Raw genomic sequence first — 24,562 nt, 5'->3', positions numbered from 1 at the left:
CATAGGATTTGGAGAATCGTGTTTTTTCAATTCAGTTTCATTGAAATTATGTTTCCAAGATTGTCGCCAACGGCGATAGATTCATCGTTGGGTGCCCAGACCAGTTGAGTGACCTCAGAGTCAAAATTGACAGTGGCTAGTGGTTTCTTAGACTCTTCGTTATTCCATATTGCGACCAACCCTGATTGATCGGCGGAAGCCAGGAGCGGTCCATTATTCTGAAAAGCCACTGCAGAAATCAGTTCTTTATGTTTTTCCAGTGGGATAGGATCAGTGCCTTGAGGACCTTTCCCCGAACAATCCCAGAGAATTACTGTATTGCTCCCTCCGGTCGCCAGATATCTACTTGTAGAATTCCAAGTTAATGGTAGTACTTTGGTGGGATAACCAGACATTTGACTGTCTTGACCGCTTTCAACATCCCAAAAATGAATCGTCGAATCCTGATCACCGGTCGCAATAAATTTTCCATCGGGACTCCAGGCGATTTTCAACGAAGAACCTTGCCATTCAAATTTTCGCTGTCTGTCCGGTTGCTCTGGGAAGCGGAAGGTAAGCCCGCCATAAGTTGCGGCAACCACACAATCACCGGATGGAGACCATGCAATATCGGCAATGGTGCTTTCATAGTCACTCCAATCAGCCAACAACTCACCCTCCGAATTCCACAATCGCAAATACTTTCCTGCGCTAGTGGCTAAATATTTACCATGGGGGTGCCATGCCAAGTTTTCGACCCAGGACGAGCCTCCCTCCATGGAGCGAATCTCTTTTGCCTGATCATCCAAATTCCAGTATCGAATTAACCCATCCAGACCGGCGCTGGCAAAATTCTCTCCTACTGAACTCCATCCAATTTGAGAGGTTCCAAAACTATGGCCAGAAGCAACGGATATTTTGTTTCCATGCTCAGAATCAAAAATTGTAATGGGCCCACTGGTTTCAGCTGCAGCCAGAGAAGAGCCGTCAGGGGACCAGGAAAGATCAATAACGTAGTCTCCTATTGATTGCGACCATTCCTGCAACAGCGGTTTGCCGTTCTTTTTGTGACTTGTTTTTTTTAGCTTAGGCACGAACGAACTCCATCTTCAAAAAAACTACGGTCCAAATTTCGGCCTATGAAAATCAGATTGCTTTCCCGCTTTTTGTCTCCCCAAGGTTTTTCCGAAGTAATATCAAAAAGCATGTGGACTCCCTGGAAAACAAACCGATTAGGCTGATCTTTTATACTTAAGACTCCTTTCATTCGATAGATATCTACGGCCTTGGTTTGAAGAATAATCCCTAGCCATTGATTGAGCTTTTCCTGATCCAGGTCTCCGGCCAGGCTTATTCCAACAGAAGAAACTTCGTCGTCGTGCTCATGGTCAGGATTAAAAATTTGCGAGACTTCGGGCTGGATTGTTTCTCCATTTTCATTTTTTAACTTAGCGTTAAATTCTTCTGGCATGTGTTCGGAGAACAAAATGTAAGAACCTTTTATTGGAATATGTATGAAAAACTGAGACTGATCAGATTGAAGGTCTAAATAAAACAGCTTACCGTTTGGTTTTAGAGAGTCTTCAGAATGCAAAGTTTCCTTTTCCTCGGAAAAGGTCAGAACTGTGGGTTCTATCGACTGTTTTATTTCGTCTTGGTTCGCTTGTGAAGCCTGGCCCAGGCAAACTTTCATTCCGGGATCTGGCCCTTCTTGAAGAGTGAACTGGTAATGACCTGCATCAAGTTCGAATATTCCACACCATTCGAATGGATATTCTGGCTCAAGGAACTTGGGGTTAGTCTCCAGGGATCGCTGCAAATCAAAGGCAGAGATATTCAATATATTTTCCAAATCGATCTTTGTGTTTTTAGTTTGAAAAATCTTGGCAGCCCCATTCATTTTTCGGAGTCTCGTTTCCAAGGCAATGAGCTCTTCAGGCGCAACCAAATCCGTTTTATTGATAAGCATCACATCGGCAAAAGCAATTTGCTCCCGCGTTTCACTGCTATCCTCTATCCGGTCGTTGATATGTTTGGCGTCAACAACCGTCACGATGCCGTCTAGCGATAGTTTCGCGCCAATCTCGTCGTCCATAAAAAACGTTTGAGCTACTGGGCCTGGATTCGCCAAACCGGTAGTTTCGAGCAAAATGTAATCGAACTTGTCTCGCCGCTTCATTAAATTTCCAAGAATCCGAATCAGGTCTCCCCGGACAGTGCAGCAAATACAACCGTTATTCATTTCGAAGATTTCTTCCTCTGCATTAATAACCAAATCGTTATCAATGCCGAGTTCTCCAAATTCATTTTCAATAACAGCTATTCTTTTCCCATGGTTTTCAGTCAATATGTAATTCAACAAGGTTGTTTTGCCGGCTCCGAGAAATCCGGTTAAAACGGTTACTGGTACTGTTTCGATTGGTTGTTCAATACTCATTGCATTCCTCTGCTTTTCGTTATCGCTTTGGTAGTTCAGCAATATCCTCAAAATTAATTTCGTTTATCCGCCTATGAAACTTGTACTGTTCTTTTTTGGTTCCCTCTCTCAAAATAACGATTACCGTTTCAATAGGCGGGCACCCCTCTTCATGACATTGCAATTCTGTGACAAGAATGCTTTCGTTTTCATTCAACTTAAAAACTTCCCGCACCCAATTTTTAATTTCCAAAATTGCCGCAACATTCTTTTCCTGGTTTTTGCCAAAAAGATTTTGCATAAGGTTAGGTTTTCCATTTCTTCTTAAAACAGAGCAGCATTTAAATTGAAAATTTGTTTGACACGAGGTGCTGTCCAAAGTAATTCGCCAAGCGGTTCCAAGCTCCTGCCATGTCGTCGCTGAAAACGGTTTGCTGATCCCAATCTTCCAGGCAACTCACTCGGTACGAATTACCCATTACTTGGTTTACCCAATCCTCATAACGGGTCGCCCATTCACAAAACTCTGAGATCAATCCAAAGGAGTGCTCCCATTCTTCTTCGTTTGAGGGCGGCACTAAATCAGGAAGAGCAGAAGACGACCAGAAAGGAGGATTCAACGGTACTTCGCCAATTAATTTTGGGTAAAAATCGAAACGCCCAAGGTAGACGCCGCTGTTATTGCCACACCCAAAATAAATTCCAAAACCCCATAGAATCAATCTGACTTCTCCATTTATTGTGGCGATATAATTTGTGCTGCCGTCGAGTCTTTTGGGTGGGCGAAACTTTTCCAAGCCGTACCGAATGAGTAAATTATTTCCCGGGTTCTTAATATCCTTTCCAAAACACCAAAGCTGCTGGCTCATTAAAATCTCGGCAAACTTTTTAACTTTGATCAGCCCCCGAAAATAAGGGGAAGGATCGATAGAAAACGAAGAACGATCTTCCGCCACCAGGGTATTTTGAATTGGCATTTTTTCCTCAATAAACAGGCATAAATTTGCGAATAGTTCGCAAATTTCTTATGGCCACCATAATATGCTTTTTAAAAAAATGCAAACTATTTGCAAAAATATTTTTTAATATCTACTGTCCAAATTAAATAGTTTCATTTTTCCCGCTTACTACAGGCGGAGTTGCCTTCAAATAGGCAATTTCGAAGGGAAAAATGGCGAAATCCAATGGACGAAGGAAGGAAACGGGCTTTTTCGACAAATTCAGGTCGGAATTGGAATCTGGAATTTCATGGAGCCAGGATCAGGAGTGATTCCGGATATCTGAGTTTTGATGAATTGGATAAGATTTTTAGATGGGAAGCTGATATTGAGGCAATAATTGGGGATTCCGGAGGACAAGCTATTTGGCAATTCAACCGTTGGGGTAACGGAGAATTATCCGGGGAGGAATCCTGGAGAATCGAGTTCCAATCATCTAATGTTTTAAAAATGGGTTCGATCCCCCACCCTCCGGGTCCTATACTATGATCATTTCACCTACGCTCTATACCTACCGAAGTTAAATTAATCTCCGTCAAGAAGTTGGCATAACTCATGGTTGCTTCACTCGTAAATCCCCATAAGCCAGCAGTCGCCAAAGTGATTCCAGCGGTCCCCGAGTCCTTCGGCTTAGCCACCAACGTGAAAAATTTTGCTGGAGAATAATTATTAAAAGAGTTATCGGAATCAATCCTGAAAATGGCATGAAACCCCTCCAGCCAAGCCCAAAATCATAAAACAAACACAATCCAATAATGCTTTGAGTTAAATAAGTTGTAAGGGGCATTCGTCCAAGCGGGACCAACCATCTAAAAATTTTTCGCCACCTCTTGTAAAGCCAATTTTGCCAAATCAACCTGATATACCAAAGGGCGAGAGAAGTGCAACTGATGTGATATGCCAGAGACTGCAATATTCCTGTTTCATCTGGAGACCATGGAGAGCCGGTAAATCCTTTAATAGACGCATAAACCAAACCTGTAAATAATCCTACTCCACCCATCCATTTTCCCCAGGCATAAAAAAGGGTTTGCTTTCCTTCCATGTTGAACAATATTTCTCGCGCAATCCACATACCCAGTAAGAACTGTCCCAATACTTGCATGGGTCTTCCAGATTTTAAATAGCTCATCGGCCGTTCAACGGCTCTAAAAAAATTAGATAGTATATGGTCAAACACAGAATTAGACGTTTGCATATCAAACAATGAACGTCCGCCAAAACCCCATTGTTCTTTCAAGCGCTCACTTAGCTGAGCGAGGGACTTCCAAAAAATATGATCTGACGTAAAAAATGCAACCCATTGGATCAGCCAGGGTAAAGAGAGCAGCAATACAACCCATAACAGCAATTTCCTGGACGAAGCTTTTATAAACAACAGAAGGATTATTCCCATAGCGCTATAAAGCATCAGAATGTCACCAGGCCAAATAAGGAACATGTGTGCAACACCAAAAAGAAGTAAAGCTCCCATTCGACGCAACCAAAAAACTTTAAACGAACTTATGGATTTGTCAGCTCTCGTGGCTTGTAGCCAGAATCCCATCCCAAAAAGCAGGGAGAATATTGAATAAAACTTTCCCTCCACTAGCCAATCGATAAAAAATAGAACTCCAGGATCCATTGATGCCCAAGGTAAATTCTCTCTTTGAGAGTGAGTCATCACGTAAAATCCGGCGAAGCTTACCAGATTTGCGATGCAGATCCCGATCAAGGCAAAGCCCCGCACAGCATCTAATTGATCAATGCGCTCATCCATTTCGGTGGGTTTAAATTTTTTCAGCATTTAATGTTTAATCTGAAAAGGAGATAGAAAGCGAGTTGTTCTGGAGGCGAATAATGGAGAGTTAAAAATGAAATGTACTATCATCAGGCGCTATTTCTTGGCAGTCATACAATACAAATACAAAGAGCGCCCCTTGATCCATCGGGCTAATTTTTAAAATTTAAGTAAGCTGAACCGTTCAATTTGGCTTGCTCTAATGGTATTTGAGGAACTTCCAGAGTATTTTATTATCAGATCATTCCACAACTGAATGTTAGTCCAGTCTTGAAACCGGATAAGTTTTTTATCAGAGTTTAGTTTTGGAAATGGAAAAAATATCGTCAGCATTTCCTCATCTTTTTTATTCCAAAAACGAATTCCATACTCGAGGATTGTGTTCTCATGTTTCGGTTCTTTTGAGAAAAACCCAATCTTGCTACAGACTTTATTATTATCAATCTCCTTAGTCTTTTCTTGTCGATGGAATTCCTGTGGGTTTATTACACAGAAATGAAAATGAGACAAACTGGATGATGCCCCTACCGTTAAATATCCGTTCTTCAAATTCATTATTGGCTTTTCGTCAAATGCCATTTCGAAAATCACTCCCTGCATCCAGGGGCCGAACATAACCTTCTGCCAATTAAAAAGTAATGTATCTCTGAGAACCGACAATACAGTGCCAAGCTCACCTTCCGATGCGTCTTCCAGCGATTGGCCTGAAACCGTTTGAGTGCTTATATGCTTCCACCAAGTTCCCCTACGGATGGGAATAAATCGGTAATCCACTTATTTGTTCTCCTGGATATCTATTTTTTGTTTCCGATGCTTGACTTGGAATAAGAATTTTTCGGAACCGGGTAAGATTTTATTTTTCAATACTTTCCTTCAATTTTTTCTTCATTCACCTCCCTTTCTACAGGGAGTAGACGTTTTACCAGAGATGAAACCTTTTAAATCCTCAAATTATTCTCCCAAAGCACGAACATTCTATAAAAAATGCAAACTATTTGCAATAAATTTTGCAAATGACTTGCAATTATGGCCTTCGTGAGATAGTTTGTCGCTTAAATTTTGCAAATAGTTTGCAAAAAAAATATCAAGAGTTAAAAGTTCTCAGGCCTCTCGGGGCCGGAAGGTTTTCTTCAGAACATTACCTCCTCCATGGGGATTCTGCTTCCGGTCTCGGGTTTTGAGGGCATCAAAAAAGGTCGGTTTCCAGTAAAGCTAATACCTCTGTACATCGCAGGCAAACAACTTTCATAGAAACGCTCATATTTTTATGCAGTGAAGAAGCGCAGTTCAGCTAAGGATTCAACCTGAGCCATTGGAGAGAATCAACTCTATTTTTTTGCCCTGACTCAAAGGGTAAAGGCAAAAAACGTCACTAAATAAATTCATAAGGATCTAAAAAGGATGAATAAAATTGTTGTCAGTACATTTGCCGTTTTCATAATTATGATACTCCCTGTTTTAGCAATGTCTGACGATTCAAAAACCGATTATTCAAATTCCTCAAAAACCTCGTCGAAATTAGTACTCGATGAGATTCCTATTTTTGCCAAGGAAACACTTCTTGAAACTCCATCAGAAACATCAAGCCGACTTGGTCTTAGCATTCGGGAAACCCCTGCAAGTGTCCATATTGAAAAAAATTCGGTAATGATGAACCGAGGATACTTTACCCCGTCCGAAGCAATAGAACGAATGCCAGGAATTATTGCGGGAAATCCACCGGCGGCTCAAATGTCATTTTCGATGCGAGGTTTCTCTGCAAATCAGATTCATATTTTACGTGACGGAATCTGGTTGGGACCCGCAGGGATGGTGGGCCGACCCTCTAATTCATTTAATTTAGACAGAATAGAAGTGTTAAAGGGGCCTGCATCTGTCCTTCAGGGTCAGGGAGTGATCGGCGGTGTTATAAATATGGTTACAAAATCTCCTGTCAAAAATGAAGCGTACACTGGTGAGGTTTTAGCTTCTTATGGGCGTTTTGATAACTACATGGCAGCTGGTGGCTTTGGGGGTCCGATTGGAAATAACATCTGGTTCAGAACAGATATCAGTCAAACCGGCACCAGCGGTTATGTAGACGATGGTGGAACACGATCTCTCAATAGCACAGGTTCTATCCTTTGGCGGCCCAATGATCGATTTGATGTGAAATTCCAATACGATTTTCTTGACGATGACCTTGCAAATTATTGGGGAACCCCGCTGGTTTCTCAGGCGTTTGCGACCCAGCCTCTGTCGGGCGTAATTTCAACAAAGGATGGTCGCACTCTGGATCGGCGTATGCGGTTCCTCAATTTTAATGTTGCCGATCATCTTGCGGAGTCAACCCAGCATTTCACACGAGGTGATATCAGTTTTAAAGCTACGAATGAAATACAATTAAAAAATACCTTTTATTACTTTGATGCCGAACGAGCTTGGGCCAATTCCGAAACTTTTTCGTTCAATTCAGGAACCGGATTGATTGATCGTGACCGATTTTTCGTAGGCCATGAGCAGGTTACTCTGGGAAATCGTTTTACTGCCAAACTCGATAATAGAATTCTAGGTCGCTCTAACCGCACTCTTGTGGGGGTGGATTACCAGCACGTTGATTTTGTCAGAAACAGCCGGTTCTTCGGAAATTTTGACAGTGTTAATCCATTCAATCCTACACCGGGAAGTTTCCCCAATCTATCTGCGTCATTCCGAAATCCTACGGTCATTGAGACCATTGCCGTATTCATGGAAGAAACATTGAAGATAACTGATAAATTTCGAGCTGTCGCGGGTTTTCGCTACGATCACATTGACCTTGATCGAGATAGCTTCAATCTGGATGGAAGCTTCAATACGAGAAATGCTTTTCAACGAGACTTTGAGCCTCTGAGTTGGCGGGCTGGCATTGTTTACGATGTGACTCCTGCCTGGTCTGGATATTTTCAGTGGAGCACCGGTGCGGATCCGATAGGGTCCAATATTTTTGTAGTGAATGGTAATCAGAACTTTGATTTGACCAATGCCCGGCAGTGGGAAATCGGATTAAAAGGTTCATTTTTAGAGGATCGAGGTCATATTACATTGGCATATTTCGACATTGAACGGACCAACATATTATCTCCGGGAGGACCAGGTGGGGCCGTTCAGAATATTGGAAGCCAGTTTTCCGATGGAGTAGAGGTGGATGGCGCATTCGAAATTACGAAGGATTGGAATATCGGGGGCAATTTCGCCTATACAAATGCCAACTTTGGAGTTTTTGGAGCCAACTCTGGGAATACACCACCGAATGTTGCGAAGTGGACGGCAAATTTCATCACCAGCTATCAAAATATTGCGAATTTGCCTATTGAAGTTGGGGCAGCGGTTCGCTATGTCGGTGATCGATTCGGAGACAATGCCAACATAATTACTTTGGAAGACTATACAGTCGCTGATGTTTTCGGGTCATACACTTGGGGGCCAGTTAAGTTTACCGCTAAAGTAACTAACCTGTTTGACGAAAAATATGCCTATTGGCAGGACCCGTTCTATACCTCTGAGGTATTGCTGGGTGCTCCTCGTGGTTTTCAATTAAATGCTCATTATAGGTTTTAGGCTGATGAGTTTGGTAACCAAAGGTATTGTGAGAATTCACCGATGGTTTGGTGTAATACTTTGCCTGTTTTTTGCGGGATGGTTTGCAAGTGGAGCGGTCCTTTTATACGTTCCATTCCCTTCTCTCTCTGATACTGAGCGGTGGGATTATAGCCAACTTATAGATTCGTCACGCATTCATATATCCCCTGCGGAAGCGATTGAGAGTGGAAAACTATCTACTTTAAACCGGTTGCGTATTATTGGTTTGGGGGAACGAGGGGTTTATGTGTTGGAACCGAATACAGGGCCGGTTCGAGCAGTTTGGGCCGACAATGGTGAGCTCGTTCAATTTTTAAAAAAGGATTTGATAGTCAATTCTTTTAGTTCCATTTCAAACACCCCTGTCACCGAGATTGAAGGCCCAATAGAATTCGACCAATGGATTGTGCACCACCGTTTTAATTCATATAGACCGTTTTATAAACTGAAACTGAACGATCCCGGCTCCGAAGAAATTTATTATTCACAAAGGACTGGTGAGCCCATGCAACAAACATTTGAAGATGAGCGTTTTTGGGGTTATCTGGGCGCTGTGATTCATTGGATATACCCTACAATTCTTCGCAAACATCACGATCTTTGGAGCTTCTTAGTCTGGTGGCTCTCACTTGCTGGAATAGCAATGGTTCTTTCGGGATTATGGACCGGGTTTTCATCTTTGTGGAATCAACGAAGAAAAAGCAACTCACTTCTGAACCCATACAAAGGCTGGCTAAAGTGGCATCAAACATTGGGAATCCTGGGCGGCGTAGTGACCCTTACATGGATCTTCAGTGGGTGGTTATCAATGGACCATGGACGACTCTTTTCAAGCCCTACCCCTTCTAGGTTTAATTTAGAAAAATTTCGTGGATTATCATTAGATCAAGCAGTCTCGAACATTTCCTCCGCTACGCTCCGCGGTTTAGGATCATTCAAAGAAGCCCAATTTTTTTCTGTAGACGGGAAAGTCTATGTATTGATTAGAACCGAAAACAAATCAAAGCTTTTGAGTCTTGGTCAAAAATATAATTTGGTTCCTTCTCAATTTTCTGAAAAAGAATTAGTAAGTGCTGTGAAAAAAGGCTGGTCAGGATTTGAGATAAAAGGTGTTTATAAATTGGATAAATTTGATAGATACACCAACCTGAGAGAAGGCTCTTTACCGCCGAAAACTCTTCGGGTTGAAATAAATGACCCGGAAAAAACATGGGTCCATGTAGACATGGAAACAGGAGCTCTCGTTTCAGTAATGGATCAGAGTAGACGAGCTTACCGTTGGTTGTACAACGGCTTGCATAGTTTTGATTTCCCTGGATTCAGCAATCATCGCCCTGTCTGGGATATCGTCATAATCTCTTTTCTTATTCTTGGATTTAGCTTAAGCGTAACCGGGGTGGTCGTAGGATGGAAGAAACTTTGGAATAGTCGAAGGATCAAAGTTCATTCCAGCAATTACGTATCCATTAAAGCAACTGAGCAAAGATAATAGAATCCACAATACCTTATTCATTTTTGATGGGAAATCGAAACTGGGATTCCCTGTTACTAGGTTCAGTGGCGATACCGGATAGCTGGTTTCCGGTGAACTGAGTGAAATCCTTAGGAGGAAAATGGCTTATTCCAACGAGTTGTACCAACAGGTGATTCTGGAGCATAACAAAAAGCCTAGGAATTTCAGAGAAATGGAAGACTCGACCCACTGCTGCCACGGGTACAACCGGTTGTGCGGCGACGACTATAAAATTTATTTAAAGGTGGATGAAGAAAACGTCATCCAGGACCTTAGTTTTACCGGTGCTGGATGCGCCATCTCCAAGGCCAGTGCCTCGCTCATGACTACCTGCCTGAAAGGGAAGAAAGTCGATGAGTCCCGGGTGATTTTCGGGGAGTTTCACAAAATGGTGCTGGGTGAGTTCGAGCCTGAAAACAACGAACACCATTTGGGGAAACTGACCTTATTTCTGGGAGTGCGCAAGTTTCCTTCACGTATCAAATGTGCCAGCCTTTCCTGGCATACCATGATCGGCGCGCTGGATAAGAACGAAGTGGTGAATACGGAATGACCTTTTTACAGAAGCAGCTTCGGAGGAATACCTGATGAAGACAACCGTCCACAAAGAAATAGTGAAAAAGGCGGAACAGTTGATAAAGAAAAATAATTTAAACGTTACGGAACCTAGAAAAAATATATTGGGTTTCTTACTTGAAAACCATGGTCCGTTTTCAGTTGAGGAGATTCATGAGGGATTAGGAAATAAGGCTTGCGATTTGGCGACCGTTTATCGGAGCATTGTTCAATTCGAAAATGCGAAACTTGTGGAAAGGCACTATCTGGGTAACGAGGTGCAACGGTATGAATACAGAGATATGGAAAACCACCACCATCATATTATTTGCCGCATTTGTAAAAGCATCGCTAAAATGAATTTTTGTTTTCTATCTGAAAGTGAAAAATTGATTCGAGATAAGGGCTATTCAGATATCACTCATTCGTTGGAGTTTTTCGGGATTTGTTCCAAATGTAATTCGAAGTAACGAGATAAAAATCAACTTTTAACATCTTTTTGTGTTTAATTTATTACATTATTAATATCTTTTTCCCGTGAGCCGAATGTGGATCAGAATGGACTTGTCGCGTTAGGTTTTTAGCCGTGGACTCCCAGTCCCCTTAAACTCCGGCGACTGATAGCTCCGACTCCTCAACAACCCGGATGATCTCTCGCTTCTAAGATGGTCCGTATCTCATATATCGATGTCCTCTGAATCCGTGCCATTCAGACTTTTACGGACTCGGTTCTTCAGAGGCATTTCGGCAACCAACTGCTTGAGATACCCATTCTCCTTCTTTAAATCCACAACCTCAGTTAAGTTGGATTCTCTTGCCGTATCTTCCATCAATCGTTTCTTACCGGCCTCCCAGGAAGTCCTTGCTCCAGCGGTAATACAGGTTGCCTGGAATCCCCTCACGCCAACAGATTTCCGAAATACTCTCATCACCTCTTAAGACCATCCAGAACGATCCGTATCTTCTCTTCAGACGAATACTTCTTCCGCGTCCGACGACGAATTTCCTTCACCATACCTTCCTTCTTCATAACGCTCTCCCTACTATAGGAAAGGTCAGCAAAAGTGTCTCTTAACTTTTTACCTTTTTTGGACCAGATTTGGCTGACGGGGAACACATTTCAAACAAACGCACCTTACAATAGGGCTGAAAGGGTAATAACGATTACCCCAAAAACCACCGCACCAACAAGAATTGTCATAATTTTAACCCTCAAAATATTAGAATATTTTGTTCTCCATAAAGTTTTCTCAAATACAGGAAAAACAATCTCTACTGTCTAAAAACAATAAAAAGCCAACATCCTTTTCTGTGCTCTTTCATCAAGTTTCCACATGAATTTCAAACAATCTAAAGAGTTCCTTTTAAAGTTGGTGCCGGTTTGAACCCCACAGTTCTACTTGCCTTTATTTTTATTGGATCGCCTGTCTGGGGATTTTTACCCATTCGGGCTTTTCGACTCCGAACCGAAAACGTTCCGAAACATGGATAAACAAATCTCTTTTCCTTCTTGATGGATTTTCCAATAATAGAAAACGTGGCATCGATGCAATCCCGGACCAGACGTTTTGAAATCTGATCCCCTTTACATTTTTTGGTGACGGCAAAAATCAACTCGCTTTTTGTCATTATTTTTCCTTTCAGTTGTGTCAAATAAACAGGCTTATTTGTTTAAATTTTCCTATTAAATTAGTTTTTTTATCGCTTACCAAAAAGGCGTTTCAGCCCCAATTTTATCAACCCACTCTTTTGTTCACAGGAATTGTTACCAAAGGAAAACCTCTCAGAAAAACAGCGATCCTCATTTAGACCAAAGGCAGGCAAGACTTTGCCCGCAATTTCAAACATCTCCAATGGTCCGGCCATGTAGACATCATAAGGTGACAAATCGTTGTTATCCTCTACAACGGCTTTATGGACCTGCCCCCTTCTACCATTCCAGGTTTCTTTCAAATCGGAGGAAACGGGAATAAATTTGAAATGTTGATATCTTCGCTCCCATTTATTAATTTGATCTTTCAAATATAAATGTCTGCTACTCGGGACCCCCCAATAAAGCCTCACAGGGGCACTGTCCTCCTTTTCCAATCTTTTTTCTATCATTGGACGAATTGGGGCAAATCCCGTTTCACCGGCAATAAATAAAGTCGGTCTATTTGATTCCTCGTCCAAATGGAATTTCCCATAGGGACCTTCAATGCATATTTCATCTCCTGTTTTAAGAATATCCAATAGAAATTCAGAAAAGAACCCACCCCGGATCCGTTTAATGTGAAACTCCAATACTCCACTTTCGTCTGGCAATGAAGCTAGAGAAAATGCTCTTTTACGGTTTTCAGCAAGGATGAAATTGACGTACTGCCCCGGGTGGAAATAAAATTTTTTATCCTTCGGTATCTTCATTAATAATTTAAAAACGTCTTCGGCCACTGCTTCAATTTTTTCAATACAACAATTAATTTTTTGCCTCTGGAAATTAATTTCCCCTGAACGTGGAATTTGCAATTCCAAATCACTTTTTGGTTCGGCCTTACATACAATGATCCACCCTTGCTCAATTTCCTTTTTTGATAAAATCCCCGGGGAATAACCATGAAGATAACTCCATTCCCCCTTTGTCACCTTTGCCCGGCAATTTCCGCATTCACCGTGGCTACAACCGTGTGGAAGATGAACTCCATTTCTTATGGACCCATCCAAAATGGATTCCTCATGTAGCACATTGAAAGAAGATTTTCCTTTATCGATGTAAATCTGAAAACTCATTCGACAATATCCATTACCTTTTTTCTTGTTTCCTGGTTGTTAAAAATTTTTCACTTTTACATCCCCCTTCCTACCCACAAAGGCAAGGAGGGAAAATAGCAAAAGGTCAGGACTTTTCTTTGGGATCATATTTTGCCAGAGCACGATCCCGCTTACGCGCTATACGACTGGTTCCGCGGTAGACTTTTCCGTAAAGATTCCAATCAGCAACGTCATCTTCACTGATCTTACCGTCTGGCCCTAAGGAATACAGGTCGTAACTTCTTCCACTGACTTTCCCAGGGTTATCATACTGATAGATGTTTCCCCAGGGGTCTGTAGGAACAGAGGAGAGATAACCAGCCTTTACTAAAACTTCTAAACCGCCGTCCTTTTTTGAGGGTGGTGGTTTTTTAAGGTCAAACGAATAGGCTCCCAGTCCACTTTTAAGAAACATGACACCTTCCCGGGCTTTTTGAAGATTGATGTCTTCAATGGAAGGGGTCAGTTTAAAAAAGCGGGCCGTCAGCCCTCCTAAAACCAGAAACAAGACCAGGACCACCATGATTTCTACGAAAGTAAATCCCGCTTCCCTGATTTCAGAAAAGCTTTTTAACCTAGTTGTATTGTTCATCACCTTTTCCTCCTTTCAGGCTGGCGGTTTTCGTGAACACTTCCATTTCAGTGCTTGTTTCCACCATAAGGATTCGGGGAACAATAAATTCTTCAATATCAAACGACAAGGGAGGATCCTGATATTCTTTTGTATTTTTCAGGAGGTCCTGCAATGCCATTCGGTACCAAAGTTTCGCCTCAACTTTGAGTGGCCCACGGAATCCCGGAGGTAACGGAATGTTGTACGGCACCGTATCGCTTTCTTTGGGCCGTATAGGATGACGTTCATAGGTTCCACCCCTGGCATCGAACAAAACATGCCGGGTGTTGGCGCTGCCATCGTCATTCACCAGTCTCTTGATATAAATGGCAGCCTCTGGGTCGATTTCACCTTTCTTGTCATCGAACCAGCCGTTGTTATAAACCACCTTGTCATCAGCATTTTTGGCGATAACTTCTATCCACATATGACGCTGATCCAAAACCCCGGTGGGCAGGTAATGTCCGGCTCCGGTATTGGTCACGACAACATCGAGTTGGGCGTTACCGTTCATTGAGGATTTAGGATTGATTTTAATATCGCCTGCAGATTTGAGCAGCTTGACAATCAAGTCCTGCTGTTTCTGAAGACTTTCCAGCCATTCATCACCGGTTATAAAAACGTTCCTTCCCGGAACCCAGCCGCCGCGCAATTCGGCCAGTTTTTCCCGGAGCCTATCTGCTGCGGTCAACACATAGTTCACACCAACAAAACGATGAGAAACTACTCTCTTGGGTCTTTCCCCGCGCTTAAGGGATTCCACATATTCCCCAGGATCCGGATGCATATGACAATCCTGGCATTGAATCCCTTCTTCTGCGTAATCGCTAAGGCGCCATTCATCAAATGTCTCCTGCAAATGCATGGGGAAATTTCCATTCACTCTCGTGGGTCGAATTTCCGTATGGCAACTGCCGCACAAATCAGATTTACCCATCAGTGGATTGTGTGACTTCGCCTGCATGGCCTTTGCATGTTCCTCCGGAGCTGCCATAATGAGGGCTGGGTCCAGATATCGGTGCATCTCGTTAAACTTGACCGTCAAGGCACCGTTTCCGATCAATGGGCGCGCAGCGACGGCGGTATGGCAGACGATACAAGTCGTTCCTTCTTCAAGAGCTTCGTTAGGACCCACTATCGGCAAGGGTGTTCCTTCACCTGCAAGAATACCCAATGGTTCGTGACAACCGTCGCACCAACGCACTTTTTCTGTAGCGAGGTCACCGCCATGCTCACTTCCCAATTCATTCTTCGTGATGGTATTTTCATAGAGAACATCCGGGCCTGTGATGGCATGTATTGAAGAGGCCCATTCCTTGTATTCCTTCTCGTGACACTCCGCACAGAAAGTAGCAGAAGGCACACCACGCCAGTCAATCAGTTTGTCTCCCTCGGTTTTCCATTCGGAAGGGTAGAATGGACTGTTATTGGTCCAGGGCATGGAATAGTCCGTAAGGTCCAGGGCCACATCGATACCGGTATTTTTTTCCCAGGGAATAATCATTGTCATCCCCGTAAAGACACCAACCGAGACGGCAGAAACCAAAAGGATTCTAAGGACGGGGCGAGTAATAGTCAGATTCAGTTTCATGATTGTCGCCCTCCCTTCCTGACAATCCAGAGCATATGGATGAAGATCACAGGAATCAGAATGACGCTTGCCAATAAATGGGCTGAAATAAGAATCTGGCTGTTGTAATACCCCTTCATCCAGACTAAACCGGAGTAAAAAAGCAGGCCCGGAATCGCGATGACAAGTCCCGTAGCGAATATGACCAGAAAAACCCAGGTCAAAGCAAAGCCCAATTGGCGCTGGCGAAATTTTTGATTTTCCTCATCTTTGTTGCGTTTCAATTTCCATGGCATGAAGAGTGTGAACAAGCCCTGCGCCTGATCCTTCATGTGTAGAAAATAAAAAACGACAAATAGGAACAAGGTCATTACTCCTCCTGCCAGGTGAAGCACCAGTACCGTTTGGGAGGAGTTCCAATTGATGTCACGAGGAACAAGGTAATACCAGAAACCGCTTACCAGGGTGACGGCAAAGGCAATGGAAAAGCCGTACAACATGGAGATGCGGTTCTGGTACCCCTCGGTTTTTTTCTCCACCGGGTCTTCGGCAATTGTCAGTTTAAAAAAACTCATTGAACTCGCTCCTTATAAGATGTTGACTTGCAGAAAAAGGGCGGGGTCAATTTCCCCTCGCTCTGTTTTCCGTGCGTAAAAGACACATCAAAACTTCCCGGATAGAGGGGTATGAAATATATCCCACAGAAAAAAGACGGGAACGGCTTCACCTCGTCGCAATTTTCATGTGATTTCAACACGTCCAAATATTCCGAAAAGAAGGAAATACTATTTTGATGATCACTTGCTTTCATTTGCTAACAACTTTTTCATTAAGGCAATTGAAGATTTTTTATTCACTTTCATCCAGCATAATCCAGCCACAAACAGCCCGAGCATAACCAATTGCCCTGATAGAGTTTCCAGTGTGGGATACAGCCCCAGCGAATCCACTTGAGGCCAACCGGTTAAGGGTGTAGACGAAACCAGACCACTGATCTGAAGCTCGAGCAACCCCTGACCCGTGAACACCAGGGCCATGAGAAACAGGAGGAATGCAGTAAAAGAAAAAAACAGACTTATTGGAAGACGAATGGAAGCCACCCGGACAAAATAATAAATAACCGCCAGGGTCAAAGCCGCTAACCCAACACCGACCCAGATGGCATTTAAATCACTGGTGGTGCCACTTACTAAAGCCTGATAAAAAAGAATCGTTTCCGCTCCCTCCCTGTAAACAGCAAGGAACGAAACAGCCCCCAGGGCGAACAGGCTTCCACCACTTAAGGCTTTGTCCATTTGCCCTTTAATAAAAACCTGCCAGCGATCGGATCCGCTTTTTGAATAAAGCCAGTAGCTGACATAAAGAAGCATTGCAGCGGCAAGGAGGAGGGTGAATCCTTCCAAAGATTCCCGATTTTTCCCGCTCACTTCAATCAGGCTGTTGAATGCCCAGGCCGTGGCTACGCTGGCCGCCAATGCAAGCCCCACTCCTTTCCAGATCACCGGAACTTTTTCCCCGTTTCCAGAGCGCCGCAAATAAGCTACCAGAGCGGCAACTACAAGGATGGCTTCCATGCCTTCGCGAGTCAGTATCAAGAATGACTGCAGAGCCAACCCCCAGAACCCTTTTGGTTCATCGTCTGCGGCGTAGCGTTTAACCGCAAGATCCAGGTCCTCCTTTAGCTGATCCCAAGTGCTACGGATCACCTGCGGATCTTCTCCATTCATGCTGAGATTGATCATCTGGCTGAAGCTGAATTCGATTTTTTGTTTCAAAGAATCGTCCTGTAAACCCAGGTTGAATTCCATTCCACTGCTTTCAAACACATCGAAATATAGCCGTGAATATCCATTACCTGTCACCGCCGAATTTTGAGGGGAATAATTTTCCATCAACGCATCTCCGCTCTTAATGATTTTCTCCACTACAATGCGGTAGTTTTTTCCCGGTTCAGGCTGGTCCGCTTTTGCTGGAATAGAAGCCAGCAAAATGAAAAGGCCCAACAAACCTACTGATTTAAATATTGCAGTATTCACAAGGGCTCCAGTCAAATCATTGAAGTGAATCTTTTGACTTGTTTTTCAAGCAGGAGAACGGCGTCTTTTGAATTCTCCTGACCGTAACGAATTTCGATATAACGTTCCGTTATGTCGGTGGCCCCTGCTGCATATTCCGGACACTCCAACCCAAGTCGGAGGGAAAAATCACGGGGACATTCGAATGCTTTTCTTTCATAACCTTTTTTAGCCAGTTGATCGCAAAACCCGGCATAAGCTTTCAGAACGGGGTCAACGTTCTTCTTTGTTTTCCACCACCAGACCAGAAGGTACATTCCAAATAAAACCAGCACACCAGCGAGGGTGCTTAAAAGCAGCCCAAGCCAGTCTGTCTTTTTTACCCCGACACCCTTGAGCAATTCGACCTGTCTGTCCGGGTTGTATTGAATGACCCACTTTTGCAGACCACCCATCAGCTGAGTCCAGTCGGGTTGTTTCCAACCGCTGCTTTCCCTGTTTTCTGTTGAGCCTTTGCTCGATTTCGAAATGGATGAATCCTCGTTAAAACTCTCATCCTTTTTTAATTGGACAGCCGGCGTTACTTCCGGTTTGACTTCTTCTTTTTTTGAATCATCTTTTTCTGGCGGCAGCACAATGTCTTTTGGTTCTACACGCTGCCACCCCTTATCATCCAGCCAGACTTCTACCCAGGCGTGGGCATCTGCTTGTTTGACGATGACGAAGTTGGTCAAGGCTATAATGGTGCCACCTCGATAGCCACTCACCAACCGTGCGGGTATTCCAGCTGCACGCATCAGCAATACAAAACTTCCGGCTAGTGTCTCCGCACCTCCGGCCTTATCTTTAAAAAAGAAATGATCCAGAGATTCCGGACCGGGAGTTGTTGGATGTCCTGGGGCGAACTTGAATTTTTCTTTCGCCAGATATTGGAGTGCCTGCTGCAAGACTTCCTCCGGTTCCTTGAATTTGTCTCGCAAGTCCTTTCCCATTTGAAGTAACCGTGGGTTTGTCTTCTTCGGCCATGCGAGGCCAAGTTTGCGTTGTTCATCTGTTAACTGCTCTCCAATGCCGTAATCCAAAAAGGAACGCATTTCCAGTTTTGGTTCATGGTCGTCAATTTTTCGGATGCTCAATAGTTGATATTCATCCGAAATAAATGATTCCGGTGCAGGTGCGGCTGGTACTTCCAGGCCATACAGCCATCTTCCTCCATTGGGCATCACCCGCAATGTGTATCGAACCGGATTCCGAGACCACCGCATTTCCCGTTCTAAATCTGCCTTCTTGCGGATAGCCCGTTTAAGTAACCGACTGCGGTTGTCCCAGTTTTCCGGAAGATGCCAGCTTTCACCGTCGTAGTTCCAGAACACTGGCCCTCGCCAATACAGCCGATTTTTAAATGGGACAGCGCCCTTGAATTCAGCCACCAGCACATTGCCGTTATCTTGACTCACCCTGTGAATTCCACCCGGTTTCAGAACTGTTGCTTTGCCAAAATCATTCGGGCCTTTTTCCAGCATCGCTTTTACTGGCAGACCAAAAGCAAGCCCGATGTCCCACAAGGGTCCCTGAATTCTGGGGAACGTAAGAAACAGCAGCACCATGACCGGTAAAGCCTTGAAATAAAGTTGCCCGGTAAGCCGCAGGACAATTGGTAAAGACAACGACATCCTGCCCGCGTTGATAGCAATAAGGCTGGCCGTCAAAGCAAGTATCACAACAAACATGTGCAACAGGCTTAACAGCGTTTCCCAATAAAGCGCTCCGACTGCTGCAAGTATTACCGACGCGAACACAAGCAACAGGTAGTCCCTGTTTGAACGGGATTCTCCCCATTTAAGAAACACGACGGCAATGTAAAAACTCAGAATCGAATCTCCACTGAACCAGCTATCAAAACTGAAATGAATTCCCAATGCTGTTGCTACTAGCAACAGGGAATTGATTGTTCGACCTTGCCATCCGTTTCGCCAATGCCCGGCGAAGTGCAGCGCCCCGCCAATAACGACGATTATTGCTACCCACCCAGGCAGGTGAACCAGTGACGGCATCCCTGACAACACGAGTGTCAGCAGGACCCATCGTTCGCATGCCAGAGGCTCAGTGAATTTATTTTCATGTCCCATTTAAGCGGCCTCGCTTTATTCTTCCCCAAAAAGAGCAAGGGTTTTCAAGCAGAGCCGTTTGTGATTCTCGTCGTTTCCAGGAGAAATCCGAACGCCAGGCAATTCCAATCCGTATTCCCGGTTCTGGCCATGCGCATCCAGAATCCATCGGCACAACTGCGAAATCTTGTTTTCCAAACCCGGAGCCCGGACCTGATCCAGGCGAAGCCAAAGGGCAGGATGGCCTTCGGCCCCATCAAATTCTTTTGTGTAGAGCTCATCCGTGCGAGCCCAGGCCTTCCATGAAACTCTGGAAAGTGGATCCCCGGGTGCATAGCGTCGCATTTCCGCAAAGTTGTCGGACTCCCGACCAAGATGTGCCAGTTCCTTTTCGAATGACTGCGGCAATGGTTCTTCACCATGAGGTGCAGGATAGACCAGACATCCCGGCAGGTTATTTAAGGAAAGTCGGGAGCGAAATAACCCAAGAGGGAATCGGCTTTGCAATCCAACAGGAACGGGTGGTTTCAATCCGCGGTTCTGGGTGCATCGTTTAACCTCTGCCCGATCATGTTTGCTGATTTCGATTTCAGGAATTTCTTTTGTGCTGTCGGCACAGATAAAAAGGCCAAAGCGTTCTCGTTGTGATTTGTTTTCAATGCCGCATTGATAACGGATATCGTGGCCGGCGAAAACCGGTTCACACCTCCAGGGCTCCAGGTTTAAACCTGAGACATTCCAGTAGGTTTGCCAGCAGCCAACGAGGGCAATTCCAGACAATAGAAAAGTCATGGCAAAAATCAGGTTGTTGCTGAAGTTGACAGACATTAAAAAACCGCACACCATCATCAGGAAAAATCCCCATCCGGGGCCGGTGAGCCTGGTCCTGATTGAACCGGGATTACTCGAAAATAAACTTCCGGGGTTCTCGCTTCGCTTTTCTTGGTCGTTCTTTGTTTGCATTGCCTATTATTCGACTGAAATGGACTCAATAATCCTTTCACCAATCTGGTCGGGCGTCATATTTCCACCTACCGGTTGCAATCGATGCCCTGCCACTGAGGGAAGTACAGCCTGAACGTCGCCCGGCAGTAATTTGTTCTCACCATTTACTAATGCCCAGGCACGGGACGCACGAAGAAGGCCCAATCCCGCCCGGGTTGACAGCCCGTTTTGAAATAGTCCGGATTGACGGGTGAAATATAAAATACGGTAGATGTAGTCAAAAATTGGGGCTGCTACATGCACTTCATCCACCTGTTTTTGCATCGCCAGCAACTGCGACTTATCGACCATGGCAGAAAGCCCCTCAAGCATTTCACGACGGTCTTCGCCGCGAAACAGTTCAATCTCTGCGTCACGGTCGGGATACCCCATTTCAATTCGCATCAAAAATCGATCTAACTGGGATTCGGGAAGTGGAAAGGTTCCTTGCTGTTCGGAAGGGTTTTGGGTTGCGATGACAAAAAATGGATCGGATAACGTACGCGTGTTTCCTTCGACGCTCACCTGTTTTTCTTCCATACCTTCCAGTAAAGCACTCTGGGTTTTGGGAGTTGCTCTGTTGATTTCATCAGCCAGTAACAAATTGGTAAAAATAGGTCCTTCGTTAAATTGAAACCGGGAGCTATTACGGTCATAAATCGAAACCCCAATGATGTCTCCTGGCAAAAGATCACTGGTGAATTGGACTCGTTTGTATTCAAGCCCCAGAGCTTTTCCCAGCGAATGGGCCAGGACTGTTTTACCCAGGCCCGGAACATCTTCGATCAGAAGGTGTCCCTTGGCCAGCAGGCACGCCATGGCAAGACGAAGCTGCCGAGACTTACCGAGGATTACAGAATCCAACTGGTCAAACAGAGGGGGCAACAATCCTGTTATTTTTTCAGGGACTGCATTTAGCGGTTTCACTTTTTCTTCCATCACTTGACACCTTCTTTAAAATGAATTACCTGTCTTAAAAATTTAAGCCAGAATACATTTTGTCATCCTGTTAAAATCGACGCGTGATTCCAAAGAAAGTGCCAAAATCTTCTGCGGCATCATTCATGCCGGTCCGAAACCCGAGGTCGAACTGGGTTTCGGCATCATATCCATAGGTGAGACCGTAGCTGGCTAAAGCGCGGTAATCGGTCTCGGCTCCCCCGACACCAACATATTCGAGATAAAAGGCGAGAGGCCCACAGATATCACGGCCCACGACAATGCTATGAAGAATTTCAACATCGTGGTCCATTTGAGAATCGTCGAATACGACATCAATTTCGGCCTGGGCTCCCATACCCCACCCACCACCCAGCTCCATCATAAAAGGCATGATGACTCCACCCTCAACTTCATTGTTGCTGAGCTCTCCTCCGGTTGGGATTTTTATATAAGGCATTATGCCGAAAGCATGATCGCCTCCATCATTTCCCCAGAGGTTATATTTGAGCCGGAACTGGACATCGGCGAACCCTTCAGAAAACGTGTCGGGGTTGGCAATATCCCGAACGTCTTCAGTTGAATAAGCTGAAAAAACAAATTGAAGATCAACCCTTGTATCCAGACCCACCTTGAAGTTGGTCTGCATAGCCTGGAGACCTTCGGTCTCAACGCCCATTCCGTCGTCAAAACTGTAATCAAGAAAACTGAGCTCTACCTGGAAACGCCCGGTCGGAACGGTTATAGGGCTTTCGGTAATATCAGGTCGGTCAGAAGACATATCCCGCATTTCAGATCGCGGTGTCGGATTTAAAAGGGAATAGCTGTCGGCAAAAACAGAGGAGGAGGCAGACGATAAACCGATGAGCATTACAACCGAGAAACAGGTTACTGCTTTAAAAATGCGCTCCGAAAAAAAGTTCAAATTTTCACCTTAAGTCAAGGTCAATATTTAAGAGCCGGAATTCAATCTTTATCAGGCATACACGCCAGCATAAAAAAACAGATTAATTACCCAACACTCTTAACCAAACCACATCCTGATCCAGACAGGCATGCTCACAATTGGTTTTTAACGGAACAAATTTTTAGAAACCTCCCCACATAAAATTTCTCCCAAAATTTGTTTTTGTTAAATCCCTTCCTTTTCTTCTATCAAATAATTAATTGGAGATATTATTTTCGGAGGGAGGAAAATGAATCCCTTTTTTGCCTTTTCTATTGGGTTTGGTAAAAACCTGAAGGAAACCGCAGCGAGGACACTTGATTTCAATCAACCGGACATTGCCTTCCATCAGCAGTCGCTGACAACGGCGGCATCTGATTTGATTTTTTGTGTTCTTGACTTTCAAAAGAAAAAGCCCCACCTTCGACTAGTTTAAGTTCTGGTAAGGGCTTCAGGAGCCTCGGGTCCAATTGGCAAAAAATAAAATATGCCAGTTGAACCGGATCAAACTACTAAATTTTGATAATGATAATTATTATTATAATTTGGCTCTATTGTCAATATCAAAAGCCATATAAATCATTAAAAAACGCAGTTTTAATCATTTTTTCCATAAATCCAACACATTTTTGATAATCATTTAGGGCCTTGAAATGAGAATGTTTTCTTCAAATTCAAAGGCTATTTGTAAATGAAACATGGGGGATTAACCGAAAAACAAAATCACAGGCTTTCTAATCACAACCCATCAAATTAAAATCTTTCCCCTCATTCCTTTTTTTGCGTGACCCTTGATCGTGCATATTAAGTCCGAGATTTCACCGGTTTTAACCGGAACAAACCACCATTGAGCGCTGCTTCCTGGATACACCTCAATTTCCCGGATAGATCTTTTTACTTCAACCATGGCGGCACCATCCTTTTGATTGATCTGGACTTTTCGGATAAACACGAATCTGGAAAACATATCCTATGAAAAGTAATGTTTTTTGTCGCTGGGATTGGTGAGGTTCAGGAGATAAAGCCTCCCCGTTTCAAGCTCAAGGGAGTCCGGGGAAAACCGCAAGTCCCCGTCTTTGTTTCCCAACTGCATGGCAATTCTTACAGGCTCTTGACTGGTCATAACGCCTGTAGCCCAGCTTAAGGAAACAATATTTATGAGAACCATACCTATGGCAAAAAATATTTGGAACAATGGCGATTTAAATTTTTTCATACTTTGTTCTCCAAAATTTTTCGTTTTAATCCTGAGCCAGGTCGTATTCCGTTCCAGACAAATTTATTCCAATTTTTTTTGTGGTCGATCTATTGCCCCTTTTAAGGACGGGTTTGTCTAATTTGAGCGAATTGAAAAGCTTTTCAAGTCTCTTTCTGTCTACCGGTTTTTTCCTATTAGCTGAATGGCTTATTTCCGTATCAAAAGATTTTAAAGGGGAAGAAGGATCCACTTTTCTGGGAACATTTGGGATAAGTTTAGATTCAGGTTGCTTTTCCGGGCGGACAAACATCTCAAACCGATCGCCCTTATGGCGCATATCTTTTAACAATATTCTCTTTCCTTCAGCATCGAAAGGCGGTTTTTTCTTTTTTTCAAGAATTTTTTCGTCAACCAAACTTTCGGATCTTACAATTTGTTTAGAGGCCTTTTGTTTCGTCTTGGGTACCGTCTCGCATCCGGACAATGTCATGGCATAAAAAACAAACAATAGAAAGGAAGTGAAGGCTTTAAAATTGGAGGAAACTCTATGAACAATCATTT

General features: G+C 43.8%; 25 protein-coding genes. 4 read left to right on the top strand and 21 right to left on the bottom strand.

The window, feature by feature from the left end; all coding sequences use genetic code 11:
• Positions 1-26: 26 nt before the first annotated feature.
• The 6 genes from G3M70_11755 to G3M70_11730 form a co-directional block, all read right to left on the bottom strand.
• A complete protein-coding gene (locus G3M70_11755) occupies positions 27-1,073 on the bottom strand; it encodes a WD40 repeat domain-containing protein (protein QPJ62507.1) in 1,047 nt (348 codons plus the stop codon).
• Complete coding sequence (locus G3M70_11750; protein QPJ62506.1) at positions 1,061-2,416, bottom strand: GTP-binding protein; 1,356 nt, start codon at positions 2,414-2,416, stop codon at positions 1,061-1,063. Before G3M70_11750 ends, G3M70_11755 begins: the two co-directional genes overlap by 13 nt.
• Before the next feature lie 19 nt (positions 2,417-2,435).
• Complete coding sequence (locus G3M70_11745) at positions 2,436-2,696, bottom strand: hypothetical protein (protein ID QPJ62505.1); 261 nt, start codon at positions 2,694-2,696, stop codon at positions 2,436-2,438.
• Positions 2,697-2,736: 40 nt separating this feature from the next.
• Complete coding sequence (locus G3M70_11740) at positions 2,737-3,372, bottom strand: hypothetical protein (protein ID QPJ62504.1); 636 nt, start codon at positions 3,370-3,372, stop codon at positions 2,737-2,739.
• Positions 3,373-3,946: 574 nt separating this feature from the next.
• Positions 3,947-5,179 carry a DUF418 domain-containing protein gene (locus tag G3M70_11735; protein ID QPJ62503.1) on the bottom strand — a complete coding sequence of 411 codons (1,233 nt, stop codon included), beginning with the start codon at positions 5,177-5,179 and terminating at the stop codon, positions 3,947-3,949.
• Positions 5,180-5,332: 153 nt separating this feature from the next.
• Positions 5,333-5,947 (bottom strand): hypothetical protein, encoded by a 615-nt coding sequence (locus G3M70_11730; GenBank protein ID QPJ62502.1) that lies wholly within the window; start codon positions 5,945-5,947, stop codon positions 5,333-5,335.
• A gap of 627 nt (positions 5,948-6,574) precedes the next feature.
• Here G3M70_11730 and G3M70_11725 point away from each other — a divergent pair.
• The 4 genes from G3M70_11725 (at position 6,575) to G3M70_11710 (ending at position 11,311) form a co-directional block, all read left to right on the top strand.
• Positions 6,575-8,752: a TonB-dependent receptor gene (locus tag G3M70_11725; protein ID QPJ62501.1), complete on the top strand. Its 2,178-nt coding sequence runs from the start codon at positions 6,575-6,577 to the stop codon at positions 8,750-8,752.
• A 4-nt stretch (positions 8,753-8,756) separates the two neighbouring features.
• On the top strand, positions 8,757-10,262 hold the full coding sequence (locus G3M70_11720; protein QPJ62500.1) for a hypothetical protein: 1,506 nt from the start codon (positions 8,757-8,759) through the stop codon (positions 10,260-10,262).
• Positions 10,263-10,386: 124 nt separating this feature from the next.
• The gene (locus G3M70_11715) at positions 10,387-10,839 is read left to right on the top strand and encodes an SUF system NifU family Fe-S cluster assembly protein (protein QPJ62499.1); all 453 of its coding nucleotides are present in this window, start codon (positions 10,387-10,389) and stop codon (positions 10,837-10,839) included.
• Between the two features lie 34 nt (positions 10,840-10,873).
• Positions 10,874-11,311: a transcriptional repressor gene (locus G3M70_11710; GenBank protein ID QPJ62498.1), complete on the top strand. Its 438-nt coding sequence runs from the start codon at positions 10,874-10,876 to the stop codon at positions 11,309-11,311.
• A gap of 207 nt (positions 11,312-11,518) precedes the next feature.
• Here the strand turns inward: G3M70_11710 and G3M70_11705 are convergent, their stop codons facing one another.
• The 15 genes from G3M70_11705 to G3M70_11635 form a co-directional block, all read right to left on the bottom strand.
• Complete coding sequence (locus G3M70_11705; GenBank protein ID QPJ62497.1) at positions 11,519-11,770, bottom strand: hypothetical protein; 252 nt, start codon at positions 11,768-11,770, stop codon at positions 11,519-11,521.
• A 421-nt stretch (positions 11,771-12,191) separates the two neighbouring features.
• Positions 12,192-12,470, bottom strand: a complete 279-nt coding sequence (locus G3M70_11700; protein ID QPJ62496.1) for an HU family DNA-binding protein — start codon at positions 12,468-12,470, stop codon at positions 12,192-12,194.
• 69 nt (positions 12,471-12,539) lie between these two features.
• Positions 12,540-13,607: a 2Fe-2S iron-sulfur cluster binding domain-containing protein gene (locus G3M70_11695; protein ID QPJ62495.1), complete on the bottom strand. Its 1,068-nt coding sequence runs from the start codon at positions 13,605-13,607 to the stop codon at positions 12,540-12,542.
• Between the two features lie 106 nt (positions 13,608-13,713).
• Positions 13,714-14,220: a prepilin-type N-terminal cleavage/methylation domain-containing protein gene (locus tag G3M70_11690; GenBank protein QPJ63798.1), complete on the bottom strand. Its 507-nt coding sequence runs from the start codon at positions 14,218-14,220 to the stop codon at positions 13,714-13,716.
• Positions 14,204-15,832: a hypothetical protein gene (locus tag G3M70_11685; GenBank protein QPJ62494.1), complete on the bottom strand. Its 1,629-nt coding sequence runs from the start codon at positions 15,830-15,832 to the stop codon at positions 14,204-14,206. Before G3M70_11685 ends, G3M70_11690 begins: the two co-directional genes overlap by 17 nt.
• Positions 15,829-16,386 carry a hypothetical protein gene (locus G3M70_11680; protein QPJ62493.1) on the bottom strand — a complete coding sequence of 186 codons (558 nt, stop codon included), beginning with the start codon at positions 16,384-16,386 and terminating at the stop codon, positions 15,829-15,831. Before G3M70_11680 ends, G3M70_11685 begins: the two co-directional genes overlap by 4 nt.
• A 222-nt stretch (positions 16,387-16,608) precedes the next feature.
• Positions 16,609-17,817 carry an FTR1 family iron permease gene (locus G3M70_11675; GenBank protein QPJ63797.1) on the bottom strand — a complete coding sequence of 403 codons (1,209 nt, stop codon included), beginning with the start codon at positions 17,815-17,817 and terminating at the stop codon, positions 16,609-16,611.
• Positions 17,818-17,858: 41 nt separating this feature from the next.
• Positions 17,859-19,955, bottom strand: coding sequence for a DUF3488 domain-containing transglutaminase family protein (locus tag G3M70_11670; protein ID QPJ62492.1), 2,097 nt, complete (start codon positions 19,953-19,955; stop codon positions 17,859-17,861).
• Positions 19,956-19,970: 15 nt separating this feature from the next.
• Positions 19,971-20,897 (bottom strand): DUF58 domain-containing protein, encoded by a 927-nt coding sequence (locus G3M70_11665; GenBank protein ID QPJ62491.1) that lies wholly within the window; start codon positions 20,895-20,897, stop codon positions 19,971-19,973.
• Positions 20,898-20,903: 6 nt separating this feature from the next.
• Complete coding sequence (locus tag G3M70_11660; protein QPJ62490.1) at positions 20,904-21,857, bottom strand: AAA domain-containing protein; 954 nt, start codon at positions 21,855-21,857, stop codon at positions 20,904-20,906.
• A gap of 70 nt (positions 21,858-21,927) precedes the next feature.
• On the bottom strand, positions 21,928-22,782 hold the full coding sequence (locus G3M70_11655) for a transporter (protein QPJ62489.1): 855 nt from the start codon (positions 22,780-22,782) through the stop codon (positions 21,928-21,930).
• 238 nt (positions 22,783-23,020) lie between these two features.
• Positions 23,021-23,209, bottom strand: coding sequence for a Com family DNA-binding transcriptional regulator (locus G3M70_11650; GenBank protein ID QPJ62488.1), 189 nt, complete (start codon positions 23,207-23,209; stop codon positions 23,021-23,023).
• A gap of 342 nt (positions 23,210-23,551) precedes the next feature.
• Complete coding sequence (locus G3M70_11645; protein ID QPJ62487.1) at positions 23,552-23,755, bottom strand: hypothetical protein; 204 nt, start codon at positions 23,753-23,755, stop codon at positions 23,552-23,554.
• 18 nt (positions 23,756-23,773) lie between these two features.
• Positions 23,774-24,019 carry a hypothetical protein gene (locus G3M70_11640; protein ID QPJ62486.1) on the bottom strand — a complete coding sequence of 82 codons (246 nt, stop codon included), beginning with the start codon at positions 24,017-24,019 and terminating at the stop codon, positions 23,774-23,776.
• A gap of 25 nt (positions 24,020-24,044) precedes the next feature.
• Positions 24,045-24,560, bottom strand: a complete 516-nt coding sequence (locus G3M70_11635) for a hypothetical protein (GenBank protein QPJ62485.1) — start codon at positions 24,558-24,560, stop codon at positions 24,045-24,047.
• Positions 24,561-24,562 lie beyond the last annotated feature (2 nt).

Source organism: Candidatus Nitronauta litoralis, assembly GCA_015698285.1.
Taxonomy (GTDB): Bacteria; Nitrospinota; Nitrospinia; order Nitrospinales; family Nitrospinaceae; genus Nitronauta; species Nitronauta litoralis.
This window is presented reverse-complemented; position numbering and strand designations above follow the sequence as displayed.

Coding starts and splice junctions, on each gene's coding strand:
- G3M70_11750 (QPJ62506.1), bottom strand. CDS start 2,416: ATGAGTATTGAACAACCAATCGAAACAGTACCAGTAACCGTTTTAACC.
- G3M70_11745 (QPJ62505.1), bottom strand. CDS start 2,696: ATGCAAAATCTTTTTGGCAAAAACCAGGAAAAGAATGTTGCGGCAATT.
- G3M70_11740 (QPJ62504.1), bottom strand. CDS start 3,372: ATGCCAATTCAAAATACCCTGGTGGCGGAAGATCGTTCTTCGTTTTCT.
- G3M70_11735 (QPJ62503.1), bottom strand. CDS start 5,179: ATGCTGAAAAAATTTAAACCCACCGAAATGGATGAGCGCATTGATCAA.
- G3M70_11725 (QPJ62501.1), top strand. CDS start 6,575: ATGAATAAAATTGTTGTCAGTACATTTGCCGTTTTCATAATTATGATA.
- G3M70_11720 (QPJ62500.1), top strand. CDS start 8,757: ATGAGTTTGGTAACCAAAGGTATTGTGAGAATTCACCGATGGTTTGGT.
- G3M70_11715 (QPJ62499.1), top strand. CDS start 10,387: ATGGCTTATTCCAACGAGTTGTACCAACAGGTGATTCTGGAGCATAAC.
- G3M70_11710 (QPJ62498.1), top strand. CDS start 10,874: ATGAAGACAACCGTCCACAAAGAAATAGTGAAAAAGGCGGAACAGTTG.
- G3M70_11705 (QPJ62497.1), bottom strand. CDS start 11,770: ATGAGAGTATTTCGGAAATCTGTTGGCGTGAGGGGATTCCAGGCAACC.
- G3M70_11700 (QPJ62496.1), bottom strand. CDS start 12,470: ATGACAAAAAGCGAGTTGATTTTTGCCGTCACCAAAAAATGTAAAGGG.
- G3M70_11695 (QPJ62495.1), bottom strand. CDS start 13,607: ATGAGTTTTCAGATTTACATCGATAAAGGAAAATCTTCTTTCAATGTG.
- G3M70_11690 (QPJ63798.1), bottom strand. CDS start 14,220: ATGAACAATACAACTAGGTTAAAAAGCTTTTCTGAAATCAGGGAAGCG.
- G3M70_11685 (QPJ62494.1), bottom strand. CDS start 15,832: ATGAAACTGAATCTGACTATTACTCGCCCCGTCCTTAGAATCCTTTTG.
- G3M70_11680 (QPJ62493.1), bottom strand. CDS start 16,386: ATGAGTTTTTTTAAACTGACAATTGCCGAAGACCCGGTGGAGAAAAAA.
- G3M70_11670 (QPJ62492.1), bottom strand. CDS start 19,955: ATGGGACATGAAAATAAATTCACTGAGCCTCTGGCATGCGAACGATGG.
- G3M70_11665 (QPJ62491.1), bottom strand. CDS start 20,897: ATGCAAACAAAGAACGACCAAGAAAAGCGAAGCGAGAACCCCGGAAGT.
- G3M70_11660 (QPJ62490.1), bottom strand. CDS start 21,857: ATGGAAGAAAAAGTGAAACCGCTAAATGCAGTCCCTGAAAAAATAACA.
- G3M70_11640 (QPJ62486.1), bottom strand. CDS start 24,019: ATGAAAAAATTTAAATCGCCATTGTTCCAAATATTTTTTGCCATAGGT.
- G3M70_11635 (QPJ62485.1), bottom strand. CDS start 24,560: ATGATTGTTCATAGAGTTTCCTCCAATTTTAAAGCCTTCACTTCCTTT.